This window comes from Streptomyces sp. SAS_281 (genome assembly GCF_052542855.1).
This window is the reverse complement of the sequence record NZ_JBMNDO010000013.1, coordinates 79,152-91,557: the sequence shown is the minus strand read 5'-3', so window position 1 is coordinate 91,557 and position 12,406 is coordinate 79,152. Positions and strand designations below refer to the sequence as shown.

Genomic DNA, 12,406 nt, shown 5'->3' with positions numbered 1-12,406 from the left:
GCCGCACCACGTGCGGCGCCGGACGCGCTCGACGGACAGTTCTTCCGGCCGTACGGGGTTCGGCCGGCGGCTCCGTCCGGTACAAAGACGGTTCATAGACTCGGGGAGGACACACCATGGGCGTCACGCTCGCCAAGGGAGGCAATGTCTCCCTCTCCAAGGCCGCACCCAATCTCACCCAGGTGCTGGTCGGGCTCGGCTGGGACGCACGATCCACGACGGGGGCCGACTTCGACCTGGACGCCAGCGCGCTGCTGTGCCAGTCGGGCCGGGTCCTCGGCGACGAGTGGTTCGTGTTCTACAACAACCTCACGAGCCCCGACGGCTCCGTCGAGCACACCGGTGACAACCTCACGGGTGAGGGCGAGGGCGACGACGAGTCGATCATCGTGAACCTCACGCAGGTGCCGGCCCATTGCGACAAGATCGTCTTTCCGGTCTCCATTCACGAGGCCGACAATCGAGGTCAGACTTTCGGCCAGGTCAGCAACGCTTTCATCCGCGTCGTCAATCAGGCCGACGGCCAGGAACTCGCGCGGTACGACCTCACCGAGGACGCTTCCACGGAGACCGCGATGATCTTCGGCGAGCTCTACCGCTACAACGGCGAGTGGAAGTTCCGTGCAGTTGGCCAGGGGTACGCATCGGGGCTCCGCGGCATCGCTCTAGACTTCGGGGTCAACGTTTCGTAAAGCCGCGCACGGCGCGGGGGAGCCCCGTGCACATCGGGGGAGACCCGTTACATACACGATGGGGTAGCCAGTGCTTCTGAAAACCTTCGGGTGGTCGTTCGCGATCACCGTGATCGGCCTGGTGGCCGCGTTCTTCTACGGGGGGTGGGAGGCGTTCGGCGTTGTGGCGATCCTTTCCGTCCTGGAGATCTCGCTCTCGTTCGACAACGCGGTGGTCAACGCCGGAATCCTGAAGAAGATGTCCGCCTTCTGGCAGAAGATCTTCCTCACGGTCGGCGTGCTGATCGCGGTCTTCGGCATGCGGCTGGTCTTCCCCGTCGTGATCGTGGCCATCACGGCGAGCCTGAATCCGATCGACGCCATCGATCTCTCGTTCAACGACCCGGACCGCTACAAGGAACTGGTCACGGACGCCCACCCGGCGATCGCCGCCTTCGGTGGCATGTTCCTGCTCATGATCTTCCTCGACTTCATTTTCGAGGACCGTGACATCCAGTGGCTCCGCTGGCTGGAGCGCCCGCTGGCCAAGCTGGGCAAGGTCGACATGCTGTCGGTCTGCATCGCGCTCATCGTCCTGCTGATCTCCGCGATGACCGTCGCCACCCACGCGCACCAGCACGGCGGCGGGCATGTGGACAAGGCGGAGACCGTCCTGCTCTCCGGTATCGCGGGTCTGATCACGTATCTCATCGTCGGCGGGCTCTCCGGCTACTTCGAGGACAAACTCGAAGAGGAGGAGGAACGCGAGCACGAGCAGGAGGAAGAGGCCAAGCGGAGCGGCAAGAAGATGTCCGCGGTCGCCCTCTCCGGCAAGGCCGCCTTCTTCATGTTCCTCTACCTGGAAGTCCTCGACGCGTCCTTCTCGTTCGACGGCGTGATCGGCGCCTTCGCCATCACCAACGAGATCGTGCTCATGGCGCTCGGCCTCGGCATCGGCGCCATGTACGTCCGTTCGCTGACGGTCTACCTGGTCCGCCAGGGCACCCTGGACGACTACGTCTACCTGGAGCACGGCGCGCACTACGCGATCGGCGCGCTGGCCGTCATCCTGCTCGTCACCATCCAGTACGAGATCAACGAGATCATCACCGGTCTCGTCGGCGTCGTCCTGATCGCCTGGTCCTTCTGGTCCTCCGTCCGCCGCAACAAGGCGCTGGAGGCCGAAGAGGGCAACAGTGAAGTGACCGCCGGGGTGTGACCCGGTAGGAATTGAGGGAACGCTCTCTGCGGGGCGGCTCGTACGGCAACGGTTCCGGGGCACACCCGGAGGCGGCCCGGAGCCGCCCCGCAGTGGTGCGAGCGTCGGATGCGCCGCGTGCGACGGGTGAGGGACCGAGAGGGCGGGGTCGGGGATGGCGTTCTGGAACAGCCTGTGGCCGGGGCGGGAATCACAGTTCGAGTCGGGCAGCGCGGCCACCAACTCCATCGTGCTCACCCGGCGGCACGCCACGGTCTCGCTGACCAAGCAGGGCGCGCTGAGCGGCAACCTCCGCGTCAACCTCTCCTGGCGCATGCGTACCTCGGACATCGGGGGCCGCTCCCGGCAGAGCGGCCGGCTGCTGCGCCCCTTCAAGCTCTTCCAGCCGGAGGCCGTCCAGGCGCACACCCAGGGGATGGTCAACGTCGACCTGGACCTCGGCTGCATGTACGAGCTGGCGGACGGCACCCGGGGCGTGGTGCAGCCCCTGGGCAATCTGCTCGGCGATCTGAACGGGCCGCCCTACATCAGGCTCAGCGGCGACGACCGCTTCGGCGCCCCCTCCGGCGAGACGCTCTACGTCAATCTCGACCAGCGCGAGCACATCAAGCGGCTGCTGTTCTTCGTCTACATCTACGACCAGACGCCAGCCTTCGACCGTACGCACGCCAAGGTGACGCTCTATCCGGGCAACGGGCCGCGCATCGAGATCGAGCTGGACGAGCGCGCCCCGCAGGCCCGCTCCTGCGCGGTGTTCACGGTGGAGAACATCAAGGACGAGCTGATCGTGCGCCGCGAGGTGAAGTTCGTCTACGGCTTCCAGTCCGAGCTGGACCGGATGTACGGCTTCGGCATGCAGTGGGGGCGAGGCTACAAGAGCCGCGCCTAGGGCCGTATGAACTGCGGACCCTGCGGAGGCAGCACGAAATTCGGGTCGGGGGCGGGCGCCGCCGCCAGAGCGGGCTGCGGATAGCCGTAGGCCGGCTGCGCGGAGGCCGGCTGGGGATAGCCGTACGCGGGCTGCGGCGCCGGGGCGGCGGTGGGCTGCGGGTAGCCGTAGGAGGGCTGCTGGTGCAGTACGGTCGCCTGCGAGTCCGGTGCGGGGGCCGCGGCGGGCGGGACCGAGGGCGGCGCCGGGGCGGCCTGCTGGGGTTCGGGCTCCGCCTCGTCGACCGAGATGCCGAACGCGGTCGCGAGGCCGATGAGCCCCGTCGGATACCCCTGGCCGACCGCCCGGAACTTCCAGCCGTCCCCGCGCCGGTACAGCTCGCCGCAGATGATCGCGGTCTCCTCGCCGGTCTCCGCGCGCACGTCGAACACGGCGATCGGTTCGCCGCCGGCCGCCGCCGCGTCGTGGATCATGATGCGCAGATCCCGTACGGCGCCGAAGGCGGCCCCGTCCGAGGACGCGGCGATGACCACCTGGTCGACCGACGGGTCGAGCGCGTTCAGGTCGGCCTCGATGGTGTCCGTCAGGCCCTCCGGCAGGCTGCGCTTGGGCAGCCTGCGCACCAGGCCCGAGGGATGGCGCGGCTGGTTGTAGAAGACGAAGTCCTCGTCCGAGCGCACGCGCCCGCCGGCGCCGAGCAGCAGGGCCGAGGCGTCCACATCGGGCACCCCGGCACCCGGCGTCCAGCGCAGCACGGCCCGTACGGCCATGGCGTCGAGGGGGACGTTCGAGCCTTTCACCATCGCGTGCGTCATGCCGGTCATCCTGCCTGCTGGCCGCCCGTGCGGACAACGCGGGGGCGGGAGCCGTGTCCCGGGGGCCGGGCGGATTCACCCGCTCCGCCACTTTTGAAATTAGTGCGAAACGGTCATGACACCCGGAATTCACCCCGACTGGGAACTGCCGACACCCGTTCGTACGTACTATTACCGGCCACACGTTGTCCGGTCGGTCAGAGAGTACGGGGGGAATTGCATGCGTCATTTCGGGCATATTGCAGCTGCTGCGAAGGACGGGCTCTTCTTCCAGGAACCCTGTGCGTTCGACGCCGACTCGCCGGCCCCCCTCCTCTCCGCCGCCCTCGGCGCCACGCTCTACAGCCCTGCCACCCGCCCCCGGCTCGCCGACGACATCGTCAAGCTGGCCGGGCGCGGAGTCGTCTCGATGGTGCTGTGCCTGGAGGACTCGATCGACGACTCCGAGGTTTCCGGGGCCGAGGAGAACCTGGTCCGGCAGTTCGCCGACCTCGACGCGCGCGCCATCGAGGTGCCGCTGCTGTTCATCCGGGTCCGCGAACCGGAGCAGATCACCGACCTGGTGCGCCGCCTCGGCGCCTCCGTCCGGCTGCTGTCCGGTTTCGTACTCCCCAAGTTCACGCGTGCCCGGGGCGTCCCGTTCATGGAGGCCCTGATCAAGGCCGAGGCCGCCGCGGGCCGCCGGCTCTTCGCCATGCCGGTGCTCGAATCGCCCGAGCTCCTCCACCTGGAGACCCGCCGTGAAACCCTCCGGGGCATCGCCGAGACCGTCACCGCGCACCGTGACCGGGTCCTCGCGCTCCGCCTCGGTGTCACCGACTTCTGCTCCGCCTACGGACTGCGGCGTTCCCCCGACATGACGGCGTACGACGTCGGCATCGTCGCCCACGTCATCGCGGACGTCGTCAACGTGCTCGGCCGGGCCGACGGAACGGGCTTCACGGTCACCGGCCCCGTCTGGGAGTACTTCCCCCGCCAGGAGCGCATGTTCAAGCCGCAGCTGCGGAGCAGCCCCTTCCTGGAGAACCGGGCCGAGGCGCTGCGTACCGCGCTCATCGCGCACGACCTGGACGGACTGCTGCGCGAGATCGACCTGGACCGGGCCAACGGGCTGCTCGGCAAGACCTGCATCCACCCCTCGCACGTCGCACCCGTGCACGCGCTGTCCGTGGTCAGCCACGAGGAGTTCAGTGACGCCCAGGACATCCTGCGGCCCGACCGCGACGGCGGCGGGGTGCTGCGCTCCGCGTACACCAACAAGATGAACGAGGTGAAGCCGCACCGGGCCTGGGCCGAGCGCACCCTGGTGCGCGCCAAGGTCTTCGGCGTGGCCCGGGAGGACGTCGGTTTCGTGGACCTGCTGGCGGCCTGCCTCGCGGAGTGAGCGGCATCGGCGGGACGATCGGAGAGGGACCCCGGCGCCGGCACGGCACCGGATCCGGCAGACGAGCGGAAAGAGGGACGACGGACGTGGTGTGGTCGGGTAGCTGGGTGGCGGAGCGACTGGGCGTCGGGCTGGTGGGCGACGGGGAGCTGCGCGAGCTGCTGGGCCTCGCCCTGCGGCGCAACCCCAAGCGGGCACACCTGCTCGTGTCCAACGTGCTCGGCAAGCACGTGCCGCAGCGCCCCTCCGTGGTGTACGGAGCCGGCGTCGAGCTGGGCCGCCGGGTCCGGGCGCTCCTCGGCGAGGACGGCGCCCGGCGGGCGGTCGTCCTCGGCTACGCGGAAACGGCCACCGGCCTCGGCCACTCGGTCGCCGACGGCCTCGGCCACGCGCCCTACCTCCACTCGACCCGCAGGCCCGTCCCCGGGGTGGCCCGGGCGGGCGGCTTCGAGGAGGCCCACTCGCACGCCACCTCTCACCTGCTGCTCCCCGAGGACCCGGCGCTGCTGGCGGCGGCCGGGCCCGGCTCGGCGCTGGTCCTGGTGGACGACGAGTTCTCCACCGGCAACACCGTCCTGAACACCATCCGCGCCCTCCACGAGCGCTACCCCCGCGACCGGTACGTGATCGTCGCCCTGGTCGACATGCGCTCACCGGCCGACCGGGGCCGCCTGACCGAGTTCGCGGCCGAGATCGGCGCCCGCGTCGACCTGGTGGCCCGCAACACCGGCACGGTCACCCTCCCGGACGGCGTCCTGGAGAAGGGCCAGGCCCTGGTCGCCGAGCGGGAGGCCGACGAGGAGGCCCCTCAGGACGGGCCCCCGCACCCCCGCCCCCACACCCGCCTCGACCTCCCCTGGCCCGCCGGCGTCCCCGACGGCGGCCGGCACGGATTCACCGACGCCCACCGCGCCCTCCTGGAGCCCGCGCTCCCCGCCCTCGCCGACCACGTCGCGCGGGCGCTCGGCGACGGCCCCCGCCGCGTCCTCGTCCTCGGCTTCGAGGAGCTGATGTACGCGCCGCTGCGCCTGGCCACCGCCCTGGAGGAGCGCACCGACGCCGAGGTCCGCTACTCCACGACCACCCGCTCCCCGGTCCTCGCCGTGGACGACCCCGGCTACGCGATACGCACCCGGCTGGTCTTCCCGGCCCACGACGACCCGGCCGACGGCCCCGGCGAGCGCTACGCGTACAACGTCGCCGGCGCCGGCTTCGACGCCGTCGTCCTCGTGGTCGACTCCGCCGCCGACACCCCGGCTCTGCACGCCCCCGGCGGCCTGCTCGACCGCCTCGCCCCGCACACCGCGCAGGTCCTGCTCGCGGTGATCCCCTCGTACGTACCGGGGGCGAACGCCTCCGAACGCCAGGAAGAAGCCCCCATGCAGCTGCCCGAGCCCCTCCGCGGCCCCGCGTTCTCCTCGTACGCGCCGGACGAGGTCGGCTGGCTGCTCCAGGACCTCTCGGACACCCGCCTCGAAGCGCCCACGGAGGAGCGCGAGGAGGCGATACAGAGCGGGGGCGCGCACTACGCGGAATCGCTCCCCGTCGAGTACCAGCCGTCCGCCGAGTACCAGGAACTGTTCAAGAGCGCCCTCACACTGTCGGCCGCCCGGATCGCCCGCGCCGTGGGCACGGTCACCGAGACCGTCCTCGCCGAGCGCGGCCCGCACCCGGTCCTCGTCTCGCTCGCACGGGCCGGTACGCCGGTCGGCGTGCTGATGCGCCGCTGGGCCCGGGCGCGGCGCTCCGTCGACCTGCCGCACTACGCCGTCTCCATCGTGCGCGGACGCGGCATCGACGCCAACGCGCTGCGCTGGCTGGCGGAGCACCACGACCCGGCCGACGTCGTGTTCGTGGACGGCTGGACCGGCAAGGGCGCGATCACCCGCGAACTGGCCGCCGCCATCGCGGAGTTCGAGAAGGCCGGGGGAGTGGCGGGCTTCGACCCGGAGATCGCGGTGCTCGCGGACCCGGGCGGCTGCGTGCGGACGTACGGCACCCGCGAGGACTTCCTGATCCCGTCCGCCTGCCTCAACTCCACGGTGTCCGGCCTCATCTCCCGTACGGTCCTGCGCGCCGACCTGGTCGGCCCCGACGACTTCCACGGCGCGAAGTTCTACCGCGAGCTCGCCGGCGCCGACGTCTCCGGCCTCTTCCTCGACACGGTCGCCGCACGCTTCGACGAGGTCGCGGACGCCGTGGACGCGGAGGTGAAGGAACTGCTCGCCGCGGACCGGGCCCCGACCTGGGAGGGCTGGGCGGCCGTGGAGCGCATCAGCGAGGAATACGGCATCCACGACGTCAACCTCGTGAAGCCCGGGGTCGGCGAGACCACCCGGGTCCTGCTGCGCCGCGTCCCCTGGAAGATCCTCGCCCGGCGCGGTGCCGGCCCGGACCTGGACCACATCAGGCTCCTGGCCGAGCAGCGCGGCGTACCCGTCGAGGAGGTCGACTCCCTCCCGTACACCTGCGTGGGGCTCATCCACCCCAAGTACACACGCGGGGCCACCGGCGCCGACGGCAAGGCGGTGGAGTCCGCGTGACGGCCTCCCCGGTCACCCTCGTCGCCAGCGACCTCGACCGCACCCTCATCTATTCCTCGGCCGCGCTCCAGCTCACCATGGCGGACGAACGGGCGCCCCGGCTGCTGTGCGTCGAGGTCTACAACCACAAGCCCCTCTCGTACGTCACCGAGACCGCCGCCGGGCTGCTCACCGAACTGACCTCTGCCGCCTCCACGGTGTTCGTCCCGACGACCACCCGCACCCGCGAGCAGTACCACCGCATCCGGCTCCCGGGCGCCCCGGCCGAGTTCGCGATCTGTGCCAACGGCGGCCACATCCTGGTGAAGGGCGAGTCCGACCCGGACTGGCAGCGGACCGTGGCTCGCCGCCTGTCCGACGAGTGCGCCCCCCTCGCCGAGGTCCGTGCCCACCTCGTCGCCACCGCCGACCCCGCGTGGCTGCTGAAGGAGCGTGTGGCCGAGGACCTGTTCGCCTACCTCGTCGTGGACCGCGCCGAACTGCCCCCGGAGTGGACGAAGGAGCTCGCCGCCTGGGCGGAGCCGCGCGGCTGGACCGTATCGCTCCAGGGCCGGAAGATCTACGCCGTACCGCGCCCGCTCACGAAGAGCGCCGCCATGCGCGAGGTCGCCCGCCGCACCGGCGCCACGCACACCCTCGCCGCCGGCGACTCCCTCCTGGACGCGGACCTCCTGCTCGCCGCCGACCAGGGCTGGCGCCCCGGCCACGGCGAACTCGCCGACGCGGGCTGGAACGCCGCGCACATCGAGGCTACCGCCGAACGGGGCGTGGCGGCGGGCGAGGAGATCCTGCGCCGCTTCCTGCGGGCCTCGGGGGCCTGAGGGGGTGCCGTTCACGCCTCACGGGTCATTCATGCGGGCGACCGTAGAGTTGTGCGATGACCAAGGGAAACTCCACCAAGATCACCGATGAGCTGTACGCGTACATGCTGGCGCACAACCCGCCGCTGGACGCCGTGCAGCGCGAGCTTGTCGAGACGACCTACGCGCGGCTGCCCGAGCACGCGGGCATGCAGTCGGCCGAGGAACAGGGCCCGCTGCTCGCCTTCCTCGTCCGCCTGACCGGCGCCCGGCACATCGTGGAGGTCGGCACGTTCACCGGCTTCTCCGCCCTGGCGATGGCCCAGGCCCTCCCGGCGGACGGGCGGCTGATCGCCTGCGACGTCTCGGAGGAGTGGACGGCGTACGGCCGCGAGGCGTGGGAGAAGGCGGGCGTCGCCGACCGCATCGACCTGCGTATCGCCCCCGCCCTGGACACCCTGCGCGCGATGCCGGAGGAACCCCACATCGACTTCGCCTACCTGGACGCGGACAAGGGCAACTACATCGCGTACTGGGAGGAACTGGTGCCGCGGCTGCGCCCGGGCGGGGTCATCACCACGGACAACGTGCTGTTCCACGGCCGCGTGACGGATCCGGACGCGACGGGCGCGGCTAAGGCCATCCAGGAGTTCAACGACCATGTGTCGGCGGACGCGCGGATGGACAGCGTGCTGCTGACGGTGTCGGACGGGCTGACGCTGTCGCGCAAGCGGTAGCCGCCCGGGGGCGGCGGGGCTTCCGGGCTTCGGCGCGTCCGGGGCGCCGGGTCAGCCGCAGCAGCCTCCGCCGCAGCAGCCGCCCCCACCACCGCCGGAGGGCGCGGGCCGGGAGCCGCCGCCCGCCGTACCGCCGACGGCGACGGTGGAGAGCAGCTTCACGGTGTCCTCGTGCCCGGCGGGGCAGGAGGCGGGAGCGGAGGACTCGGCCATGGGACGGCTGAGCTCGAAGGTGTCTCCGCAGGAGCGGCAGCGGTATTCGTAACGAGGCATGACGCCAGGTTATCCGCGACCGGGCCCTGGCTGTCCAGGACGAGGCGAGCCGGGCGAGGGGGCACCGCACCCGCGCCGACGCTCCTCGGAGCAACGTCTGTCGCTAGCTCCGACGCTCCCCGGAGCCACGTCTGTCGCTCGCCCTGACGCTCGCCGGAGTCACGCTCGACGCACGCCCTGACGCTCGCCGGCGTCCCGCCCGACGCACGCGCTGACGCTCGCCGGAACCACGCCCGACGCACGCCCTGACGCTCGCCGGCGTCCCGCCCGACGCACGCGCCGATGCTCGCCGGAGTCACGCCCGACGCACGCCCTGACGCTCGCCGGAACCACGCCCCGATGCGCGCGGAATCAAGCGTCCCGACACACGCGGGAATCGCGCCCGACGCACGCCCCCTACGCGTGCCGGAAGCACACCCCCGACGCGCGCGGAATCACTTCGCCCCGACGCGCGGAATCACTTCACCCCGACGCCGCACGGCGTCAGTGGCTGCCCGCGCCGCGTTCCTCGCGGATGTCGGCGACGACGTCCGCCGCGGTCCGGCGCAGGCCCTCCGTCACGGTGAGGAAGTGCCAGTAGTCGGGGTGGCGGTTCTCCAGGGCCGTGATCGCCTGGTCCAGGCGGGCCACCGCGTCGTCCAGCGGCCGGGCGTGCCGCGGCTCGGGGGTGTGGCGCCCGGCCATGGCGAGACGCTGGGCGTCGCGGATGGCGAACCGGGTGCGCTGGATCTCCTGCTGCGGGTCCTTGGCGACGTCATCGAGCCGGCGCAGGCGGTCACCGGCGGCGGACACCGCCTCGTCGGTGGCGTTGAGCAGGGCCCGCACGGTGCTCAGCCGGTACGTGGCGTCGGCCCAGCGCTGCTCGTCGCGGGCCTGGGCCGCCTCCTTCAGCTTCTCCTCGGCCCGGCTCACATTGACCGCGGCCTGCTCCGGGACCGGCTGGAGGTCCTGCCAGCAGGCGGCGGAGAACCGGCGCCGCAGCTCGCTGAGCACGGGCTCGACGGAGGCGGACCGGGTGGTCAGCGCCTGGGCGCGGGTGCGCAGGGTCACCAGCCGGCGATCGATCTCGGCGGCGCGCTCGGGCAGCTTCTCGGCCTCGGCCCGTACGGCTTCGGCGTCGCGCAGCACGCGGTCGGCGCGTTGCAGGGTCTCGGGCACGCCGTGGCGCCCGGCCCCCTGATTGAGCTTGGTCAGCTCGGGGGCGAGAGCGGCGAGCCGGGCGGCGAGATCATCCGCCCGCAGCCCGGACGCCCGCACCGAATCGAGAGCATTGCTCGCGCCGAGGAGCGCCTGTCGCGCGCGCTCGACGGCGGGGGCGAGCCGGGCGAGCTGCGTCTCGGCGCTCCCGAGGAGCGGACCGAGCCCGGCGCCGAACCGGTCGAGCTCCCCCTTGACCCGCGTCAGCTGCTCCTTGGCGGAGGCCAGCTCGGACCGGGCCCGGGACGCCACCGACGGCTCGAGGTCGTCGCGGTCGAGGTCATGGGCGTCGACGGCGGTGATGTACGCGTGACTCGCCTCGTCGATGCGCCGGCCGAGAGCGGCGAAGTCGTCCACGGCCTTGCGGGCGGCCGGCGAGCTGTCGACCGCGGTGATGGTCTCGATGGAGATCTTGAGGTCGCGCTGCGCGGTGTCCAGCTCGTAGAACGCCTCGGCGGCCGCGTCCTTCGCCGCCTGCGCCTCGGCCCGCTGCCCCTCGCCGCGTCCCCCGAACCACCGCCGCGTACCGCCGCCGGTGACGGCGAGGGGAAGCGCGACGGCGAGGAGAGGGAGGGGCGCGAGAACGAGAACGCACAGGTCACGCAGGCCCGAAGCGCGCCGGGCGCACCGGTCACGCGGGCCGCGAACGTACCGGCCACGCGGACCCGCCCCGACCGCACGACGCCGACTCCGCTCCCGTACCGCTCCGGCGACTCCCGCCTGCGGCTGCGCGTCTGTCGCCGTCACATGCCTCTCCCGTGCCTCTTCGCCCTGACGGATACATTCTCCCACCAGTAAGGACGAACACACGTGCCGGTTAGTTCACACCGGGGCCGGTGACCGTGCTCCTTTCTCAGCTCGCGTGCCGCACGGCGACCCCGCCGTTGTCGCTGTGGGCCTTCACGACGTGCCGGCTGCTGTCACTGCGGGGCACCTTCACGTCGACGTGCCCGTTGTCTGCCGACGCGGAGACGGCGTACGAGGTGGCGCCGGCGGGCAGGTCGATGGCGATGCGCCCGTTGGCGCTGTCGGCGTCCACGAGATCCGGGACGCGGTTGAGATCGAGGTTCACCGACCCGTTGTCCGCCCGCGCCACCACGGATCGTGCGGAGATCCGCTCGCCCCGTACGGACCCGTTGTCGCTCTTCAGCTCCAGGGGCCCGCTGACGTCCCGGACGACGACGGCGCCGTTGTCGGAGTGGAGTTTGAGCGGCGTGGTGAACTTCGACGCGGTGACCTTCCCGTTGTCCGCGTCCACGGTCAGCGCGATCCCCCGGGGCACCTTCACCTCGTGGCGCGCGCCGCAGTTGCTGATGAGGGCCTTGCACTTCACGTGGAGGGTGAGCGTGTCCCCCTCCAGCTTCCACACGGGGTCCGGCCCGCTCCCGAGGAGGACCCACCCGTCGACCCTCCGCGTCACCTGGATCTCGTCCACGTCGGCCGGAACGACCTCCACCACGGAGTCGTCCGCGTCGATGGTGAGAGCCTCCCCCTTGAACGCGAACGACTTGTGCTCGGCGGGCGCGTCGTCCACGTCCGCGCTCCCGCACCCGGTGAGCGCCGCGACGAGCAGAACGGTACCGCCGACGGCCACGAGCGCGCTGCGATTACGGATGGTCATGGTGATCAGGTCCCCCTGGGCCGACGCTGCGATGTGTTCCTACGGTAGGCAGCGCCGCCCACCCCGGACGATCCGGACGGCTACCGTCTCCGGGGTGGGGCTATCCCCCGTAACCCCGCCCCGAACCGATTGTCGGCATGCCCCGCGAGCCATGTAACCTGTTCCTTCATCCGCGGGTGCGTAGCTCAGGGGTAGAGCGCTGCTCTTACAAAGCAGATGTCGGCGGTTCGAAACCGTCCGCGCCCACCAGTGCAAAG

General features: G+C 71.5%; 11 protein-coding genes and 1 tRNA gene. 8 read left to right on the top strand and 4 right to left on the bottom strand.

Going from position 1 to position 12,406, the window contains the following annotated elements; translation table 11 throughout:
• Positions 1-116: 116 nt before the first annotated feature.
• The 3 genes from ACN6LM_RS07805 (at position 117) to ACN6LM_RS07795 (ending at position 2,779) form a co-directional block, all read left to right on the top strand.
• Entirely contained in the window at positions 117-692 is a 576-nt protein-coding gene (locus ACN6LM_RS07805) for a TerD family protein (protein ID WP_018103347.1), read from the top strand.
• A 70-nt stretch (positions 693-762) separates the two neighbouring features.
• Positions 763-1,890: a DUF475 domain-containing protein gene (locus ACN6LM_RS07800; protein WP_445064530.1), complete on the top strand. Its 1,128-nt coding sequence runs from the start codon at positions 763-765 to the stop codon at positions 1,888-1,890.
• A 154-nt stretch (positions 1,891-2,044) separates the two neighbouring features.
• Positions 2,045-2,779, top strand: a complete 735-nt coding sequence (locus tag ACN6LM_RS07795) for a TerD family protein (protein WP_328900031.1) — start codon at positions 2,045-2,047, stop codon at positions 2,777-2,779.
• Here the strand turns inward: ACN6LM_RS07795 and ACN6LM_RS07790 are convergent.
• Positions 2,776-3,594 (bottom strand): TerD family protein, encoded by an 819-nt coding sequence (locus ACN6LM_RS07790; RefSeq protein WP_445064529.1) that lies wholly within the window; start codon positions 3,592-3,594, stop codon positions 2,776-2,778. The two genes, ACN6LM_RS07795 and ACN6LM_RS07790, sit on opposite strands and share 4 nt — an antisense overlap.
• Positions 3,595-3,814: 220 nt before the next feature.
• Here ACN6LM_RS07790 and ACN6LM_RS07785 point away from each other — a divergent pair, with 220 nt between their 5' ends.
• The 4 genes from ACN6LM_RS07785 (at position 3,815) to ACN6LM_RS07770 (ending at position 9,058) form a co-directional block, all read left to right on the top strand.
• Positions 3,815-4,978, top strand: a complete 1,164-nt coding sequence (locus ACN6LM_RS07785) for an HpcH/HpaI aldolase/citrate lyase family protein (protein WP_445064528.1) — start codon at positions 3,815-3,817, stop codon at positions 4,976-4,978.
• A 107-nt stretch (positions 4,979-5,085) separates the two neighbouring features.
• Positions 5,086-7,521 carry a phosphoribosyltransferase gene (locus ACN6LM_RS07780; protein ID WP_445064527.1) on the top strand — a complete coding sequence of 812 codons (2,436 nt, stop codon included), beginning with the start codon at positions 5,086-5,088 and terminating at the stop codon, positions 7,519-7,521.
• Positions 7,518-8,342 (top strand): HAD family hydrolase, encoded by an 825-nt coding sequence (locus ACN6LM_RS07775; RefSeq protein ID WP_445064526.1) that lies wholly within the window; start codon positions 7,518-7,520, stop codon positions 8,340-8,342. The genes ACN6LM_RS07780 and ACN6LM_RS07775 overlap by 4 nt, the downstream gene beginning before the upstream one ends.
• 56 nt (positions 8,343-8,398) lie before the next feature.
• Positions 8,399-9,058 (top strand): O-methyltransferase, encoded by a 660-nt coding sequence (locus ACN6LM_RS07770; RefSeq protein WP_445064525.1) that lies wholly within the window; start codon positions 8,399-8,401, stop codon positions 9,056-9,058.
• Between the two features lie 51 nt (positions 9,059-9,109).
• Here the strand turns inward: ACN6LM_RS07770 and ACN6LM_RS07765 are convergent, their stop codons facing one another.
• From ACN6LM_RS07765 to ACN6LM_RS07755, 3 genes are all read right to left on the bottom strand, one after another.
• Complete coding sequence (locus tag ACN6LM_RS07765; RefSeq protein WP_445064524.1) at positions 9,110-9,331, bottom strand: FmdB family zinc ribbon protein; 222 nt, start codon at positions 9,329-9,331, stop codon at positions 9,110-9,112.
• 483 nt (positions 9,332-9,814) lie between these two features.
• Entirely contained in the window at positions 9,815-11,275 is a 1,461-nt protein-coding gene (locus tag ACN6LM_RS07760) for a hypothetical protein (RefSeq protein ID WP_445064523.1), read from the bottom strand.
• A gap of 106 nt (positions 11,276-11,381) precedes the next feature.
• Positions 11,382-12,149 carry a DUF4097 family beta strand repeat-containing protein gene (locus ACN6LM_RS07755; RefSeq protein ID WP_445064522.1) on the bottom strand — a complete coding sequence of 256 codons (768 nt, stop codon included), beginning with the start codon at positions 12,147-12,149 and terminating at the stop codon, positions 11,382-11,384.
• A gap of 174 nt (positions 12,150-12,323) precedes the next feature.
• Here ACN6LM_RS07755 and ACN6LM_RS07750 point away from each other — a divergent pair.
• Positions 12,324-12,398, top strand: a tRNA-Val gene (locus ACN6LM_RS07750).
• Positions 12,399-12,406 lie beyond the last annotated feature (8 nt).